A 14,956-nucleotide genomic window follows, 5' to 3' on the forward strand; every position below is an offset into this window, starting at 1 on the left:
AGGCGATGACGAGTGCGCCGGAGGGGCGACTTCGCTTATCGTGTCGTCGGCATCCTGTACGGGATGGCTGTCCATTCTCTTGACGTACGGGATGCCGTGGTTTTCAGGGTGTTGCCATTTTTCCATCTGTCGCTACCGGGAGTCCGGCCATGAAAAGGCTTTGCTGTTTCGCACTATCGCTGCTGCCCCTGTCCGCTTTCGCCTATCCGATCGAGGTCGACCCGCAACTCAACGGCACCGAGGTCTCCTACAGCACCCAGGACATCGGTCGCGACATGGGCGCCATCCTCCTCACCAACCTGGGTGGCCAGGCGGCGGAATGCACGGCGGTGTTCCGCAACGGCCCGGAGACCCCGAAAGTGCGCAAGGGCGTGATCCAGCCCGGGCAGAACAGCAACTTCACCGCGCAGTTCGGCCGCGACATCATCAAGTTGCGGATCAAGCTGACCTGCAAGATCGCGAAATAGAGCGTTCTCTCACCGAAAGACTAGGTGTTGCCTGTTTATAAATCAATATGGTCGATATTTAACAGCGGTTTTTTCAACTTTTTAATCGATTAATCATTCTCTACCCTCACCTCCATCGTTGTATCGCAGTGAGTGGAGGTCGAGTCATGTCCCGTGTCCTGGTTATCGAGAGCAGTGCCCGCCAACGGGGCTCGGTTTCCCGCCTGCTGACGGCGGAATTCATCTCCCACTGGAAAGCCGCGCATCCCGCTGATCGCTTCCAGGTCCGCGACCTGGCGCGCGAGCCGCTGCCGCACCTCGATGAATTATTGCTGGGAGCCTGGACCACTCCCTGCGATGGCCATAGCGCTGCGGAAAGGCGCGCCCTCGAGCGTTCCAATCGCCTGACCGAGGAGTTGCGGATAGCGGACGTGCTGGTGCTGGCGGCGCCGATGTACAACTTCGCCATTCCCAGCAGCCTGAAGAGCTGGTTCGACCATGTGCTGCGCGCCGGCCTGACCTTCCGTTACGCCGAGCAGGGGCCGGAAGGCCTGCTACAGGGCAAGCGCGCCTTCGTTCTCACCGCCCGCGGCGGAATCTACGCCGGCGGCGGTCTCGACCACCAGGAACCCTATCTGCGCCAGGTGCTGGGCTTCGTCGGCATCCACGACGTCACCTTCATCCACGCGGAGGGCATGAACATGGGCCCGGAGTTCCGTGAGAAAGGCCTGGCGCGAGCCCGCGAGCGGATGCTGCAGGCGCTGGAAACGAACACTTCCCTTTGCGTCCCTCTGCCAACGCTCCGGTGATTGGACGCAGCACCCGGTCGAACCCCTTCCCCCCGCGTGTTCGACCGGGTTTTTTTATTTCGCGATGGTTCCAGGCCCCGGGTTCCGGAGCGCAGACAGTCTGGCAGGGGCTTTCGCGCTGGCGTTGTCGCATCGACACGGGTGAACGGCGCCAGGGGCAGCGGGGACTGCTGCAAGGAGGACGGTGGACCCTGCCCGCAGAATGCTGTTGGCGGGCCGTGCATTGCGCCACCCGCCTCACCGGTCCGGATGTTCAGTCGGTGCGCGCGCCCAGCAGATGTTCGATACGTTCGATCACGCTTGCCGCTGTGGTGGCGCCTGAACTCAGTTGCTTCAGATCACCAGCCAGGTCAAGCAGAAGGGTGGGGAATGCGCGTACGCCCCACTCTCCGCACTGGGCGAATTGCCGATAGACGGCTTGCCGTGCAGCGGCAGTGGTGAAATGCGCGCGGAAGTCTTCGAACGATAGCGAAGCGTCTTCGCAAATGGATCTATAAAAGTCCACGTTCTTGGGGTCCTCGCCCTCGACATAGAACTTGCGCTGCACGGCAGAGAAAAATGCCAGGGTTGCGGAGGCGACAGGCCGCTTCTGGTCGAGCATTTGCTCGGCGACCACAACGGCTCGGCAGGCAGGCTCCGTGTCATAGTCGAAATGCTTTGCCGACAGCAGGGAAAAACCGAATGGTTGACCGGTGACCTTGGCGATATGGGTCCATTCCCGGCGTAGAAACTCCCGGAACTCCGGCCCCCATGCGTCGCCCCCGCCCGCGCGCAGGCCGCCCATGGTGAGGGTGAAGCCGATACCCTTCTGTTCGCAGTACCGTGCGAGTTCTTCGAGCGTGGAGGAAATACCCCAGCACCAGGAGCACATGGGGTCGCCGATGTACCTGAGCGTGACTTCGCCGCCAGGGGCCTGCTTCGCCCCCTGGGGGAGGATGGGAGCAGCGTCGGGAATCCGGCAACTGCCGGTGGCCGGATCGCAGTTCATGAGTGTCATGGTTGGAGTCCACAGGTTGAGGCTGTATGGAGGTCTGCCGCGGCTATCGCGCCGCCAGCGCAGTGCCGGCCAGCCAATCGGTCGTCACGGGGCCCAGAACAGTTCGGCATAAGCCTTCTCGTCGAGCAACGCATCCAGTTGCCCCGGGTTGCTGAGTTTGACCCTGAAGAACCAGCCGGCGCGCAACGGGTCGGTGTTGGCAAGCGTCGGGGTGTCGCGCAAGGCCGTGTTGACGGCGATGATTTCGCCGGAGACGGGGGTGTACAGGTTCGTCACCGCTTTGTCCGACTCGATCTCGGCCGCGGCGGCTCCCTGCGCCAACGTCTCGCCGACGTTGGGCAGGATCACCGAAATCAGGTTGCCCAGGCCGGCCAGCGCCCGTGGGGTGACACCGACGACAACGCTGTCGATAGCGTGGCCATCGAGGGTGTCGGCGAGGCGAACCCAGTAATGGTCTTTGGAAAATTGCATGGACACGGTCGTCTCCCGTTCAACCTGGAAAAACAGAGGTTATGCTGGCGCCCCCAGGCGTTTCTGGTCGGCGCCTGCGACTTTCGACGCCCAAGGCGTCGCAGCCTGGCCCTAGGCCGTCAGGGCGGCGACCTTGTCTTGTGCGTATTCCCGCAGTGTCCGCGGTCTCTCGCCGGTGAGCTTCATGACATCGTCGGTCACTACGCTCATCCAGCCTTGGCGCACCGGGTGGAAGATCGAGGCCATGTGCGCCGCATTGGCGGCGGGCACACCGTTGTTCTCCAGCATGTCGATGAACGCCTTGTCCGATGTCGCGGCGTATCGCACGGGCTTGCCGGTCACTTCGGACAGGATCGCCGCGGCATCGGCATAACTGAGCGCTTCGGGACCGGTGAGGTTGAATGCTTTGCCGTCGAAAGCGGTTGAGGTGAGCGCGGCGATGGCGCTGGCCGCAATATCGCGCACATCGATGAAACTGGTCCTGCTATCGCCGGCTGGCAAGGCGATCTGACCCCGGTCGAGGCCGGCTTTCCAGAAGTGATGGAAATTGTCGGAGAACCAGTTCGGCCGCAAGATCACATGGGGCGTGCCGGATTTCTCCAACAGGATTTCCATTTGGCGCATGGGGTTGGCGTCATTCGCATCCACGCCAAAGGCGCTCTGGAAGACTATTTTCACCTTGCGGCTTGCGGCGGCTTCGACGAACGGCAGGAGCAGATCGCGTACGTTCAGGTAGCCGGCGGGCAGGAGCATGTAAGTGCGATCCACACCCTCCAGGGCGGCGGCGATGGTTTCCGGTTTGCCGAAATCGAAGGGCGTACTCTCGACTCCATCCATTTTCCGATTTGCGCGGGAAGCGGCCTTGACGGCCTCTCCCTTGGCCAGCAGGCCTTCGACTAACGGCTTGCCGACTGTTCCCGTCGCACCTAGAACAAGAATTTTCTTCGACATATCGATCTCCAGGATGTCCGCCTCGAGCAGCGGGACGCGTTCAGGAAAGTCCAGGGGGGCTGACGTCGGCTGCGAAACCCAGCCACGGGTCTCGTCTGTGCTAGCGCTGGCGTCAGTCCGCGTAGAACCGGTACCTAGCGAGGGCTCAGCACTGGTCGGGGTGTTCCTCCAGTCCTTCGGCCTGTAGCGCGGCCCTGACTGCCGGACGGGCTGCAATCCTGGCCATGAAATCCATCAATGCTGGGAATGGGGTCAGCGAAATGCCGAACAGGGCGCACCAGCGCGTAAGGGCGAAGAGATGTGCGTCCGCGACGGTGAACTCGTTACCCAGGATGTATGGGCGGCCGTCCGCGAGGAGGTTGTTCAGGTAGGCCACTTTGGCTATCACTGGGCGCTGCGCGGCCGTGGGATCGTCCGAAGGGGACAGGTAGAACAGCGGGGTGAAGGACTTGTGGTAATCCGAAGAGAGGTAATTCAGTATCTCGTGCAAACGGCTGCGTTCCAGTGTTCCGTTGGCTGGCACCAACGTTGGGGCGTAGCGATCCGCGAGGTATTGGCTGATGGCGGCGCCTTCGGTCAGCAAGCCGCCTTCGAACTCGAGGGCGGGCGCCGTGCCCTTCGGGTTGATCTGGAAGTAATCGCCGCCCGAGGCGGTCTTGTGCTGCCACAGGTCGACCTTGGCCAGTTCGTGAGGCACGTTGGCCTCGCGAAGCACGATGTGGATGGCCAGCGAGCAAGAGCCGGGGGAGTAGTACAGTTTCATGATCGATATCCTTCGAGGTAGTTGCAGGTTCAAGCGACGCGCGCAGGGTGCGCCGTTGATTCATCGGCGCCTGGCTCAGGCGTGCAGCTGTTGTCCGATCCTGGCGACGCGAGCGGCGTAGAGCTTCACGGTCTCGAGATCGCCGCTGGGAATGGCCTGGGCATCCGCGTCGGACGGCGACTGCACCAGCGCGCCGACCGAGGCGCCGAGGTTGTTGATATCCGCGCGGCTCGAGGCCGAGGTGTTGGCGGGAGCCAGGCCCAGGCTGACCCAGATGCCGCCGTGCTGGGACGCCAGCGTGTGCATGAGGATCAGGGAAACCTGCTTGTCGCCGTTCAGGCTTGCGCTGTTGGTGAAGCCGCCGAAGACCTTGTCCTGCCACTGCCGAACAAACCACTTCTTGGAAGTGGCGTCCGCGAACTTCTTGAATTGCCAAGGCACCGAGCCCATGTACGTGGGCGCGCCGAAGAGGATGGATTGCGCCTGGTCGAGCAGGTCCCAGGCTGCCTCGGGAATGTTGCCCTCGCTATCGATCTCGATCAGCGAAGCCTGTGCGCCTTCCGCCGCCGCTTGTGCTACGCGCTTGGTATGGCCATATCCGGAGAAATAAACAACGACTGCTTTTGACATGATGGTTCCCTGGTGGGTGGACGGAAGGAACCATAATTGGGATTGAGAATAAGAAAAATATTATCCAAAGTTACTCTTGGTTCAATAATCGCGAACAATCTATGGACAAACTCACCGCCATGGCCACCTTCGTGAAGGTGGTGGACGCCGGCAGCTTCACACGCGCGGCCGATGCCCTGGGCCTGCCGAAAGCTCGCGTTTCGCAGCGCGTCAGCGATCTTGAAAAGCATCTAGGCGTGCGCTTGCTCAATCGTACGACCCGTGCCCTGAGTCTTACGCACGATGGCAGCGCGTACTTCGACAAATGCCAGGTCCTGCTGCAGCAGATAGACGAACTGGAGGCCACGCTCAGGGGCGGGACGGCGACGCCCATCGGCCGGCTCAGAGTGGACTCCCTGATCACCATCGCCCGATGGGTGATCGCTCCAAGGCTGCACGACTTCCAGGCGCGCTACCCGAGGATCCAGCTGCGGCTGAGTAGTTCGGACCGGATCAGCAATCTGCTGGAGGACGGCATCGATTGCACGATCCGGGGAGGTGCGCTCAAGGATTCCAGCATGATCGCCAGGCATCTTTGCGACATCCAGATGGGCTTGTATGCCTCGCCCGAGTACCTGGCCTCCATAGGCGGTGTAGACAGTCCGGACGATCTATCGCAGTTCAGGCGGTTGAGCTGGTTCAGCGGCAGGGAGCGCAACCCGTTCATGTGGGAGCTGGAGTCCGGCCCGGAGCGTTTCGTGGTGCAGTCCGGCGATGGAATGCAGTTCGACGAACCCGACGTGGCTATTTCGGCCTGCATGGCGGGCAGCGGCATCTGCCCTGGCGCCCCATTCGCGGTGGCTGGATTCGTACGCGCAGGGAAACTTGTTCCGGTACTGCCGCAATGGCACTTTTCTGCGGCGCCGGTGCATGTCATCTACCCGGGCTCCAGGCACCTGTCGGTTCGTGTGCGCTGCTTTGTGAACTGGGTCATGGAGCTGTTCGCGGAGAACCCCGAGATACAGCTCACGCCCATCGCGCTGGCGCTCGAGTCCGGCCTCGCGCAACGAACCTGAGGCCCGCCGCCGCCATTCCGGGGCAGCTCGTACCTTCCGCGATCCGGTGCGCGTGACCCGGATGCAAGGCTCGGCGGGTTCAGCCCCGGTTAGCGGACAAGCCGTTGTCCGGGACCGGCCGGTTCCTGGCGCCGAGCCGCGCCGACAGCACGATGGCGAGGACGATCAGGGCGCCGCCGAGGAACATCCGCGGCCCCGGCGTCTCATGGAACAACAGCCAGGCGAAGGCGATCCCGTAGACTGGCTCCAGGGCGAATACCAGTGCCGCGGTGCGGGCCTTGACCACCGCCAGGCTGGCCACGAACAGGCTGTGCGCCAGGCCGGTGCAGAACACGCCCAGCAGGGCCAGCCAGAGCCAGTCGAGAGCGGGTAGCGCCGGCAGTTCGCCGACCGCGAACGGCAGCAGGCACAGGGCGACTACCAGGTTCTGCCAGAGCGCCGCCTGCACCGGGCCGACCTGCCCGCTGTTGCTGCGGTTGGCCAGCGACAGCAGGGCGAACAGCAGGCCGGAAAGGATCGCCCAGAGCAGGCCGAGGGTGGCGCCGCTGGCGAGGTCGAAGTTCGGCGTGACCAGCACCAGGCCAAGGCTGACCAGGACTACCAGCAGTCCTTCCGCGAGATGAATGCGCTCGCGGAAGAGCAGCCCTTCGAGGATTACCGTGAAGGCCGGGAAGCTGGCGAAGCCGAGGGTGGCGATGGCCACGCCGGCGGTCTTCACGGCGATGAAGAAACTCACCCAGTGCCCGGCCAGGAGCAGGCCGCAGAGCGCCAGGCGCAGCCATTGCGCGGATCCCAGGGCGCGCCAGGCCTGGCCCGCGAGGCGGGCGAAGAGGCCGAGGGCGAGCACCGCGAACAGCGCGCGACCGAACACGATCACCCCGGGGGAGGCGCTGGCCAGCTTGCCGAACACCCCGGTCAGGCCGAAGAGGAGGGCGCCGCCGTGCAGGGCGGCGAGGGCGGAACGTCGATTCATGGGGATCCTTCAGGCCAGGCGCGCACCGTTGGGCAGGGGCTTGTCGAAGCCGGCCAGGACCACCTTGTCCTCGCTATCGTAGACCCCGGTGACCAGGACCTCCGAGCGCACTCCGGCGATCTGCTTCGGAGCGAAGTTGCAGACGCAGAGGACCTGACGGCCGACCAGTTCCTCGGCCTGGTAGTGCGCGGTCAGTTGCGCACTGGAGGTGCGCAGGCCGAGCGGGCCGAGGTCGACCTCGAGGATGTAGGCGGGTTTGCGTGCCTTGGGGTTGGGTGCGGCGCCGAGTATGGTGCCGACGCGCAGTTCGACGCGTTCGAAATCCTGCCATTCGATGATGTCCATGCTGACTCCTGGTCTGTCGATGGGCAGAGAGTAAGGAGTCGCGACGGATTTGTCTGTCGTGCGGCTAGCCGGTTTTGTCGCGGGACTCGCGACGCAATTGCCGAGGGGTGACGCCGAACTCGCGGACCAGCGCCGCGGTGAAGGCGCTCTGCGAGGCGTAGCCGACCCGGGCGGCGATCTCGCCCACCGCCAGGCTGCTCTCCAGCAGCAGTTCGTGGGCCTGGTGCAGGCGTCGGCTGCGCGCGTAGTCCATGGGCGTCTGCCCGGTCTCGGCGAGGAACAGGCTGTGGAAGCGCGCCACCGAAAGACCGGCCAGCCGTGCCAGGTCGGCGACCTGCAACGGATGGGCGGCATGGCGGTCGAGGTAGGCGTCCAGGCTGGCCAGCGGCAGGCGGGGCTGCTGGCGCGGCGGCTGGCGCTCGCTGGCCAGGCTGGCGAGGAGCAGGCCGGCGCCCTGGTGGGCGATCACCGGGTCGTTGATCGGGCCGCTGGCCAGCCAGTTCACCAGTTGGCCCTGGGCGGGCGTCAGCGACAGCGCCTGCGGTCGCTCGAACAGCCGCCGACCGGCTTCGGCGTGTTCGCCCAGGCCCAGCAGCAGGCTGCCGTCGCAGGGCAGGTCGAGGACCAGGCAGCGGCTGCCGGCGGGACTCGAGCAGGCATGCCGGGCTTGCGCCGGCACCACCGCGAAGGTCTGCCGCAACACGCGGCTGCCGCGCCCCTCGACCTCGAACTCGAGGCAGCCGCTGAGGCCCAGGACCAATTGGGCATGGTCATGGCTGTGGACGATCTGGTCGTGGCTGTAGTGGCGCAGGGAAAGGATCGAACCCATGGCGAAGCTCCCGGAGGCAGGCGCCCAGTCTACCCGCTGGCGCCGGCGACAGACAGTCGCGCCCTGTCACGCAACGGTCGCCGGCCTGTCACAGTCGTTTCACCGGCGCCGTCCAAGATCGGAAAAACACCGTCGGAGACCCGCCGATGAGCACCGCGCAACGCTTCACCTCGAACCGCAAGCAGCGGGTTCGGACCCTGTGGATCTCGGATGTCCACCTGGGGACGCGGGATTGCCAGGCCGAACACCTGGCGGCGTTCCTCAAGCGCTACCACGCCGATCGCATCTACCTGGTGGGCGACATCATCGACGGCTGGAAGCTGCGCGGCGGCATCTACTGGCCGCAGGCGCACACCAACGTGATCCGCCGCCTGCTCACCCTGAGCAAGCGCGGCACCGAGGTGATCTACGTCACCGGCAACCATGATGAATTCCTGCGCCGCTATTCGAGCCTGATCCTCGGCAACATCCGCCTGGTCGACGAGGCGGTGCACAGTACCGCCGACGGCCGCAAGCTGCTGGTGATACACGGCGACCAGTTCGACGTGATCACCCGCTACCACCGCTGGCTGGCGTTCCTCGGCGACTCCGCCTACGAGTTCACCCTGCTCCTCAACCGTTGGCTGAACCACTGGCGGCGGCGCTGGGGCTACGGCTACTGGTCGCTGTCGGCGTACCTCAAGCACAAGGTCAAGACCGCGGTGAACTTCATCAGCGACTTCGAGGAAGCCATCGCCCACGAGTGTCACAAGCGCGGGCTCGACGGGGTGGTCTGCGGGCACATCCACCATGCCGAGATCCGCCGCATCGAGGGCGTCGACTACCTCAACTGCGGCGACTGGGTAGAATCCTGCACGGCGCTGATCGAACATTGGGACGGCAGCATCCAGCTCTACCGCCTGGCCGAGGAGCAGGCGCGGCTGGCGGCGCAGGCCGCGGCGGTCGAGCCGGCGGCATGAGGCTATTGATCGTCAGCGACGCCTGGTTACCGCAAGTCAACGGAGTCGTCACCAGCCTGCTGGCCCTGCAGCGCGAGCTGGAACTGCTGGGCCACCAGGTACGGGTGCTGTCGCCCGCCGACTTCCGCTGCCTGCCCTGTCCCAGCTATCCGGAAATCCCCCTGGCCTGGAATCTCTGGCGCCTCGGCGGGCTGATCGAGGCCTTCGCCCCGGATGCCGTGCACCTGGCCACCGAGGGGCCGCTCGGCTGGGCCGCGCGGCGCTGGCTGGGCAAGCGCGGCCTGGACTTCACCTCGGCGATCCATACGCGTTTTCCCGAATACCTGCGTGACCGCTGTCCGTGGCTGCCGCTGTCCTGGGGCTATGCCTTCCTGCGCGCCTTCCATCGGCCGAGCCGGGCGGTGCTGGTGAGCACCCCGCGCCTGCGCGACGAGTTCTGCGCCTGGCGCTTCCAGCACCTGCGGCTGTGGCGCAAGGGCGTCGATACCGAACTGTTCCATCCCGCCGAGACACCCGCGGCGGAAGAGCGGCCGCCGGTGTTCCTGTATGTCGGGCGGCTGGCGACGGAAAAGAACCTGGAGGCGTTCCTCGATCTCGAACTGCCGGGCGAAAAATGGCTGGTGGGCGACGGCCCGCAGCGGGCGGCGCTGGAGCAGCGCTATCCACAGGCGCGTTTTCTCGGCTACCGCCATGGCCGCGCACTGGCCGACGCCTACCGGGCGGCCTCGGTGCTGGTGTTTCCCTCGCTGACCGATACCTATGGCCTGGTGATGCTCGAAGCCCTGGCCTGCGGCGTGCCGGTGGCGGCCTTCGCCGTGCCGGGGCCGCTGGATGTATTGCAGCAGGGCGTGACCGGGGTCATGCACGAGGATCTTGGCGAAGCCTGCCGCCAGGCGCTGGCGCTGGATCGCCAGGTCTGCGGGCGCTGGGCGCGGGAGCAGTCCTGGCGGGTTTCGGCGGAGGAGTTCCTGGCGCTGCAGGCGAGCGGTCCGCGGACTGCGCCGGAATGGCGCGACGAACTGCCGGCGGCGCTCGACGAACTCAGAGGATGACCTTGTCGCGTAGGCGCTCGGCGGCCTGTTGCAGGGCCTGGATGACCCGTTCCTTGTCGTAGTTCTGGATGTTGTTGGTGTCCAGGTACATGGAGAAGCCGGGCAATTCGTGCTCGACGTAGCTGGGCGCGGCGCCGAGGTCGCGGCGCGAGTCCACCACCTGGTAGATCTGCACCGGGCGGCTGAAGCCCTTGACCGCGATCTGGCCCTTGTCGCGGCACATGATCACGTCCTTGATCAGCGAGTAGGTCTCGTGGGAAATGAGGATTTCGCCGGCTTCCGAGGCGCTTTCCAGGCGGCTGGCGAGGTTCACCTCGCGGCCGATGATGGTGTAGTCCATGCGCGTGTCGGCGCCGAAGTTACCCACCGTGCAATAGCCGGTGTTGATGCCCATGCGGATTTCCAGCGGCTTGGTGATGCCCTGGGCCCGCCACTGCTGGCGCAGCACCTTCATGTGCTTGCGCATGGCGATGCCCATCGATACCGCAGCCACCGCGTCCTTCTTCGCGCCCTGAGTGCTGGGGTCGCCGAAGAACACCATGACGCAGTCGCCGACGAACTTGTCGATGGTACCGCCGTACTTGAGGGCGATCTTCGACATTTCGTTGAGGTAGTTGTTGAGCAGGTCGGTCAGGGCCTCGGCTTCCAGCTCCTCGGATAGCTCGGTGAAGCCGCGGATATCGGAGAAGAACACGGTGAGCTTCTTGCGCTGGGTTTCCAGGCGCACGCTCTTCTTGCCGCTGAAGATCATTTCCCAGACCTGCGGCGACAGGTACTTGGCCAGGTTGCGCGCGAGCCGCGCGGCCTTTTCCTGCTCGCGGGCGATCTCCTGGCGCACCTGGGCCAGTCGCAGGCCCTGCTGGTGGCCGAAGAAGGCGGTGATGCAGATGTACAGTCCGCAGAACAGGATGCTGACCGCGGCCACCTCGACCGGGGTATTGCCCAGCAGCGGCGGGGCGACGAGCACGGCGACCAGCAGGGCGCTGCTGGCCGATACCAGCAGGGCCATGCCGAGCAGGCGCAGGCCGCCGATGACCAGCGCGGTGAAGCTCAGCACCAGCAGGAACATCAGGCTGGGCACCACGGAGAAGCCGAGCAGCGCCATGCCCAGGCCGCAGTGCACGGCGTCCACCGCGAGCAGGACGCGGGTCACCTTGCGCGGGTCGTGCTGGCGGAAGCGCTGGCCGAGGTGGTACGCCAGGTGCGGGTAGAGCAGCGCATAGGGCACCATCCAGAGGATGCCGTAGCTGAAATACTGGGTGTAGGTTCCCGCCGCGATGCTGGCGCCACAGGCGATATAGGCCAGCACGCGCGAATAGTATTCACGCATGGACGCGACGGACCGGCTCGTCGGCGAGCGGTCGGGGAGGGTAGGCTTCATGCGCTGGAGAGGATCCCTGTGTATTTTCGTCCTGGCTCGGCTTCGTGAGCTTTCCGCCTGAGGAATGGCGGTTGGCCAGGTTGCTGGCGGAATCTTAACCAAGCGTTTGCGCGGCGGCCAGTGACAGCTGAGCGATAGTTCAGGAAAGCGCACCGATCCGGGACCGACGGTCGTCCCGGCGGAGCGACCGGCCCGGGCGGCCGGCCGCGCGGGACGGGTCAGAAGCGGATGCGGCCGGTGAAGGCGTCCTTGAGCATCACCCAGTCGCCCATGAACGACCACAGCGGGTACTTGAAGGTGGCCGGGCGGTTCTTCTCGAAGACGAAGTGGCCGACCCAGGCGAAGCCATAGCCGACCAGCGGCAGCGCCAGCAGCCATAGCCACTGCTGGCTGGCCACGGCGAGGAACAGCACCGCCAGCACCAGCAGGCTGCCGACGTAGTGCAGGCGGCGGCACACCGCATTGCTGTGTTCCTGCAGGTAGTAGGGGTAGAACTCGGCGAAACTGTGGAAACGCTCGTCGTCAGGGCTGCTCATGGAATGCCTCCTCTCGTTGTGTCCGCGCAGTGTAGTGCGGGCCGCACGATGTCGCGGATGACATACAGGGCCAGTTTAGTATCCTTGGGCCGCCAGGCCGGTCGACGGTCGGCGTGCCTCCCGCCAGAACAAGAAGAGACCGATGCCGGAACGTACAACCTTGTCCAGCTGGGTCCAGGGCATCGTCCTCGCCCTGGAGCTGGAAGGCCTCGACGGACGCCAGCTGTTCGCCGAGCTGGGCCTCGACTACCAGGCCCTGCAGGACCCCGACGCGCGCTTCCCGCAGGATGCGATGAGCCGTCTGTGGCAGCGTGCGGTGGCGCTCAGCGGCAACCCGGCGATCGCCCTGAACATCGCCCGGGTCCGGCGCCCGGCTTTCCACGTCGTCGGCTATGCGCTGATGTCGAGCCGCAACCTGGCGGAAGGCTTCGCGCGCCTGGAACGCTACCAGCGGATCATCGCGGAAGCCTCCGACCTGACTTTCCGCCGCACGCCGCAGGGCTATCGACTCGGCGTCACGGTGCATGGCGATCGCCTGCCGGCGCCGCCGCAGAGTGCCGAATGCTCGCTGGCCTACCTGGTGGACATGGTCCGCTGGATCACCGGCCGGCCGCTGGACCCGCTGGCGGTGGAACTGCCTGGCGCGCCCCGCGAGCCGCTGGCACCCTATGCCGAGCTGTTCCGCGCGCCGCTGCGCTTTCACGCCGAGGAGTTCGCGCTGGTGTTTTCCCGCGTCGACCTCGAGACGCCGCTACCCTCGGCCAACGAGGCGCTGGCCCAGTTGCACGATCGCTTCGCCGGCGAATACCTGGCGCGTTTCAGCACCAGCCGCATCACCCATCTGGCCCGGCAGACCCTGTGCCGGCTGTTGCCGCAGGGAGAACCCAAGCGCGAACGAGTGGCCCAGGCGCTGCACCTGTCGCAGCGCACCTTGCAACGACGCCTCCAGGAGGAGGGCACCAGCTACCAGCAACTGCTCGACGACACACGTCGGGATATGGCCGATCAGTATCTCCAGCAGCCCGGCCTGACCTTGCTGGAGGTCGCCTACCTGCTGGGTTTCGCCGATCCGAGCAATTTCTTCCGGGCATTCCGCCGCTGGTTCGGCTGCACGCCCAACGAATACCGGGCGCGCCGCCAGGAGCGCCCGGGCTAGTCGCCAGGCCAGGCGGTACGCTTCAGGGCTGCCCGGCGGGTTGCGCCGAGGCCTGGCGCAGGGTCCAGTCGAGGACCTGGGCCGACAGCGTATCGCCGGCCTTGCCGAAGGCGCTGACCACCGCCGCGACCTTCTTGCCGTCCACCGGCTGGCTGACCTCGAAACGCCGGCTGGCGACCACGCGCTTGTCGTCGGTACGCACCAGGCGCGCGTCGTAGCGGATCAGCGCGCTGGCCTGGCCGTTCGGGTACTCGGTCTGGAAGGCGCGAAGGTCGCCGCCCAGTTCGAAATCGGCCTGCAGGTTGCTGTCGTCGCTGCTCAGGCCGCGGACCCGGCCGTCGGCCTGGAACGCCTGCATCAGACGGTCACGCAGCAGCGACGGTGCCGGATCGCTCCAGCGCGCGCCCTGGTACACGCTGATTTCGTCGCCGTGCGGGCGCACCGCGATGCGCGGGCTCTCCAGCACCAGGCTGGTACGCGGCCGGGCGATCCGCAGCGACCAGTCGACCGGCCGCGCGGCGGCGCTGGCCGGAGGGTTGTGCACCGGTAGCAGGTAGACCTGGAGGACCTGCGCTTCCGGCAGGATCGAGCAGGCGCCGAGGGTGGCGAGCGCGGCCAGGCCGGCGGCCAGGGACAGGCGACGCAGCGGGCGAAGGGCGAGCCTCATGGGGTGAACTCCTTGGTTTTTTCCCGGCCCAGCAGGTAGTTCGCCGGGTTCTCTTCCAGGCGCCGGCTGATTCCGCGCAGTGCCGCCAGGGTATCGCGCAGTTCGCTGACCGCCGGGCCCAGCTCGGCGAGTCCCTGGATGCCGCCGTCCAGCGAGTGGCGATTCTCGCTGATCAACTGGTCGAGGGTGGCGCTGGTGCGCTCCAGCGAAGCCATGGTCTTGTTGGCGTTTTCCAGCATCCCCTTGCCTTGCTCGTTGAGCAGGCCGTTGGCGCTGCGCATCAACTCGCTGGCCTGGGCCAGCGCGGCGTTGGCCTGCCTGCTCGCCTGGGCCAACTGCTGCATCACCGCGCTGACGTTCTCGCGCTCGGCGGAGAGCGCGCCGGTGGCCTGGTCGAGATGGTCGAGGGTGCGGCTGATGCGCGCTGTGTTTTCCTCGGAGAGCAGGTTGCTGAAGCGCGCGATGAGCTGGTTGATGTTGCCCATCAGGTCTTCGCCGTTGCTCAGCAACTGGGTCAGCGGCGAGGGCGTGGCGACGATCACCGGGATCTTCCCGTCCTTGCCCTCCAGCATCGGGCTGGCGGGCGTGCCGCTGCTGAGCTGGATGATCGAGGTGCCGGTGATCCCGGTGAGCGCCAGCTTGGCGGTGGTGTCCTGCTTGATCGGCGCGCTGGCCACCACGCGGATGCGTGCCCAGACCTTGCGCGGGTCCTGCGGATCGAGGCGGAGGAAGGCCACGTCGCCGACCTTGATCCCGCTGTACTGCACCGAGCTGCCCTGGGAAAGGCCGCTGACCGCTTCGTTGAAGACGATGTCGTAGTAGTTGAACTTGCCCTCCGAGCCGGACTTGGCCAGCCACAGGCCGAAGAGCAGGGCGGCGCCGATCACGATCACGCTGAACAGGCCGATCAACACATGGTGGGCTCGGGTTTCCATC

Annotated in this window: 18 protein-coding genes; 6 read left to right on the forward strand and 12 right to left on the reverse strand. The window is 65.7% G+C overall.

Features of this window, described 5'->3' with window-relative positions; translation table 11 throughout:
* Positions 1-149 precede the first annotated feature (149 nt).
* Both AC4OR5_RS15145 and azoR3 read left to right on the forward strand, forming a co-directional pair.
* A complete protein-coding gene (locus tag AC4OR5_RS15145; RefSeq protein ID WP_003091533.1) occupies positions 150-467 on the forward strand; it encodes a hypothetical protein in 318 nt (105 codons plus the stop codon).
* 146 nt (positions 468-613) lie between these two features.
* Positions 614-1,255: an FMN-dependent NADH-azoreductase AzoR3 gene (gene azoR3 / locus AC4OR5_RS15150; protein ID WP_003091530.1), complete on the forward strand. Its 642-nt coding sequence runs from the start codon at positions 614-616 to the stop codon at positions 1,253-1,255.
* 253 nt (positions 1,256-1,508) lie between these two features.
* Here azoR3 and AC4OR5_RS15155 read toward each other — a convergent pair whose 3' ends face one another.
* The 5 genes from AC4OR5_RS15155 to AC4OR5_RS15175 all read right to left on the reverse strand — a co-directional run bounded on the left by AC4OR5_RS15155 (position 1,509) and on the right by AC4OR5_RS15175 (position 5,067).
* Complete coding sequence (locus AC4OR5_RS15155) at positions 1,509-2,252, reverse strand: DsbA family protein (protein ID WP_031638930.1); 744 nt, start codon at positions 2,250-2,252, stop codon at positions 1,509-1,511.
* Between the two features lie 84 nt (positions 2,253-2,336).
* Entirely contained in the window at positions 2,337-2,723 is a 387-nt protein-coding gene (locus tag AC4OR5_RS15160) for a glycine cleavage system protein H (RefSeq protein ID WP_023106147.1), read from the reverse strand.
* 111 nt (positions 2,724-2,834) lie between these two features.
* Positions 2,835-3,674 (reverse strand): SDR family oxidoreductase, encoded by an 840-nt coding sequence (locus AC4OR5_RS15165; protein ID WP_058160248.1) that lies wholly within the window; start codon positions 3,672-3,674, stop codon positions 2,835-2,837.
* A 145-nt stretch (positions 3,675-3,819) separates the two neighbouring features.
* Positions 3,820-4,437, reverse strand: a complete 618-nt coding sequence (locus AC4OR5_RS15170) for a glutathione binding-like protein (RefSeq protein ID WP_058160247.1) — start codon at positions 4,435-4,437, stop codon at positions 3,820-3,822.
* 75 nt (positions 4,438-4,512) lie between these two features.
* On the reverse strand, positions 4,513-5,067 hold the full coding sequence (locus AC4OR5_RS15175) for an NAD(P)H-dependent oxidoreductase (RefSeq protein ID WP_003091518.1): 555 nt from the start codon (positions 5,065-5,067) through the stop codon (positions 4,513-4,515).
* A gap of 101 nt (positions 5,068-5,168) precedes the next feature.
* On the opposite strand from AC4OR5_RS15175, the gene AC4OR5_RS15180 reads away from it, so the two are divergent.
* Positions 5,169-6,122, forward strand: a complete 954-nt coding sequence (locus AC4OR5_RS15180; protein ID WP_023106151.1) for a LysR family transcriptional regulator — start codon at positions 5,169-5,171, stop codon at positions 6,120-6,122.
* A gap of 79 nt (positions 6,123-6,201) precedes the next feature.
* On the opposite strand, the gene AC4OR5_RS15185 is transcribed toward AC4OR5_RS15180, so the two are convergent.
* The 3 genes from AC4OR5_RS15185 to AC4OR5_RS15195 all read right to left on the reverse strand — a co-directional run bounded on the left by AC4OR5_RS15185 (position 6,202) and on the right by AC4OR5_RS15195 (position 8,269).
* Positions 6,202-7,095, reverse strand: coding sequence for a DMT family transporter (locus AC4OR5_RS15185; protein WP_003130462.1), 894 nt, complete (start codon positions 7,093-7,095; stop codon positions 6,202-6,204).
* 9 nt (positions 7,096-7,104) lie between these two features.
* Entirely contained in the window at positions 7,105-7,440 is a 336-nt protein-coding gene (locus AC4OR5_RS15190) for a tRNA-binding protein (RefSeq protein ID WP_003091512.1), read from the reverse strand.
* A gap of 64 nt (positions 7,441-7,504) precedes the next feature.
* Complete coding sequence (locus AC4OR5_RS15195) at positions 7,505-8,269, reverse strand: helix-turn-helix domain-containing protein (RefSeq protein ID WP_003091511.1); 765 nt, start codon at positions 8,267-8,269, stop codon at positions 7,505-7,507.
* Between the two features lie 146 nt (positions 8,270-8,415).
* On the opposite strand from AC4OR5_RS15195, the gene AC4OR5_RS15200 reads away from it, so the two are divergent.
* Entirely contained in the window at positions 8,416-9,228 is an 813-nt protein-coding gene (locus tag AC4OR5_RS15200) for a UDP-2,3-diacylglucosamine diphosphatase (protein ID WP_003091510.1), read from the forward strand.
* Positions 9,225-10,280, forward strand: a complete 1,056-nt coding sequence (locus tag AC4OR5_RS15205; RefSeq protein ID WP_016263238.1) for a glycosyltransferase family 4 protein — start codon at positions 9,225-9,227, stop codon at positions 10,278-10,280. Before AC4OR5_RS15200 ends, AC4OR5_RS15205 begins: the two co-directional genes overlap by 4 nt.
* Here AC4OR5_RS15205 and AC4OR5_RS15210 read toward each other — a convergent pair.
* Both AC4OR5_RS15210 and AC4OR5_RS15215 read right to left on the reverse strand, forming a co-directional pair.
* Positions 10,270-11,661, reverse strand: a complete 1,392-nt coding sequence (locus AC4OR5_RS15210) for an adenylate/guanylate cyclase domain-containing protein (RefSeq protein ID WP_019485235.1) — start codon at positions 11,659-11,661, stop codon at positions 10,270-10,272. The genes AC4OR5_RS15205 and AC4OR5_RS15210 overlap by 11 nt on opposite strands.
* Positions 11,662-11,879: 218 nt before the next feature.
* Positions 11,880-12,197, reverse strand: a complete 318-nt coding sequence (locus AC4OR5_RS15215; RefSeq protein ID WP_003091504.1) for an Mpo1-like protein — start codon at positions 12,195-12,197, stop codon at positions 11,880-11,882.
* 142 nt (positions 12,198-12,339) lie between these two features.
* On the opposite strand from AC4OR5_RS15215, the gene AC4OR5_RS15220 reads away from it, so the two are divergent.
* The gene (locus AC4OR5_RS15220) at positions 12,340-13,353 is read left to right on the forward strand and encodes an AraC family transcriptional regulator (RefSeq protein WP_003130464.1); all 1,014 of its coding nucleotides are present in this window, start codon (positions 12,340-12,342) and stop codon (positions 13,351-13,353) included.
* Positions 13,354-13,375: 22 nt separating this feature from the next.
* Here the strand turns inward: AC4OR5_RS15220 and AC4OR5_RS15225 are convergent, their stop codons facing one another.
* Together AC4OR5_RS15225 and AC4OR5_RS15230 are read right to left on the reverse strand one after the other, a co-directional pair.
* Positions 13,376-14,020: an ABC-type transport auxiliary lipoprotein family protein gene (locus tag AC4OR5_RS15225; RefSeq protein ID WP_003130465.1), complete on the reverse strand. Its 645-nt coding sequence runs from the start codon at positions 14,018-14,020 to the stop codon at positions 13,376-13,378.
* Entirely contained in the window at positions 14,017-14,955 is a 939-nt protein-coding gene (locus AC4OR5_RS15230) for an MlaD family protein (protein WP_003091500.1), read from the reverse strand. Before AC4OR5_RS15230 ends, AC4OR5_RS15225 begins: the two co-directional genes overlap by 4 nt.
* Position 14,956: the final 1 nt, after the last annotated feature.

This window comes from Pseudomonas sp. YA1, from assembly GCF_058680555.1.

Coding starts and splice junctions, on each gene's coding strand:
- AC4OR5_RS15145 (WP_003091533.1), top strand. CDS start 150: ATGAAAAGGCTTTGCTGTTTCGCACTATCGCTGCTGCCCCTGTCCGCT.
- azoR3 (WP_003091530.1), top strand. CDS start 614: ATGTCCCGTGTCCTGGTTATCGAGAGCAGTGCCCGCCAACGGGGCTCG.
- AC4OR5_RS15155 (WP_031638930.1), bottom strand. CDS start 2,252: ATGACACTCATGAACTGCGATCCGGCCACCGGCAGTTGCCGGATTCCC.
- AC4OR5_RS15160 (WP_023106147.1), bottom strand. CDS start 2,723: ATGCAATTTTCCAAAGACCATTACTGGGTTCGCCTCGCCGACACCCTC.
- AC4OR5_RS15165 (WP_058160248.1), bottom strand. CDS start 3,674: ATGTCGAAGAAAATTCTTGTTCTAGGTGCGACGGGAACAGTCGGCAAG.
- AC4OR5_RS15170 (WP_058160247.1), bottom strand. CDS start 4,437: ATGAAACTGTACTACTCCCCCGGCTCTTGCTCGCTGGCCATCCACATC.
- AC4OR5_RS15175 (WP_003091518.1), bottom strand. CDS start 5,067: ATGTCAAAAGCAGTCGTTGTTTATTTCTCCGGATATGGCCATACCAAG.
- AC4OR5_RS15180 (WP_023106151.1), top strand. CDS start 5,169: ATGGACAAACTCACCGCCATGGCCACCTTCGTGAAGGTGGTGGACGCC.
- AC4OR5_RS15185 (WP_003130462.1), bottom strand. CDS start 7,095: ATGAATCGACGTTCCGCCCTCGCCGCCCTGCACGGCGGCGCCCTCCTC.
- AC4OR5_RS15190 (WP_003091512.1), bottom strand. CDS start 7,440: ATGGACATCATCGAATGGCAGGATTTCGAACGCGTCGAACTGCGCGTC.
- AC4OR5_RS15195 (WP_003091511.1), bottom strand. CDS start 8,269: ATGGGTTCGATCCTTTCCCTGCGCCACTACAGCCACGACCAGATCGTC.
- AC4OR5_RS15200 (WP_003091510.1), top strand. CDS start 8,416: ATGAGCACCGCGCAACGCTTCACCTCGAACCGCAAGCAGCGGGTTCGG.
- AC4OR5_RS15205 (WP_016263238.1), top strand. CDS start 9,225: ATGAGGCTATTGATCGTCAGCGACGCCTGGTTACCGCAAGTCAACGGA.
- AC4OR5_RS15210 (WP_019485235.1), bottom strand. CDS start 11,661: ATGAAGCCTACCCTCCCCGACCGCTCGCCGACGAGCCGGTCCGTCGCG.
- AC4OR5_RS15215 (WP_003091504.1), bottom strand. CDS start 12,197: ATGAGCAGCCCTGACGACGAGCGTTTCCACAGTTTCGCCGAGTTCTAC.
- AC4OR5_RS15220 (WP_003130464.1), top strand. CDS start 12,340: ATGCCGGAACGTACAACCTTGTCCAGCTGGGTCCAGGGCATCGTCCTC.
- AC4OR5_RS15225 (WP_003130465.1), bottom strand. CDS start 14,020: ATGAGGCTCGCCCTTCGCCCGCTGCGTCGCCTGTCCCTGGCCGCCGGC.
- AC4OR5_RS15230 (WP_003091500.1), bottom strand. CDS start 14,955: ATGGAAACCCGAGCCCACCATGTGTTGATCGGCCTGTTCAGCGTGATC.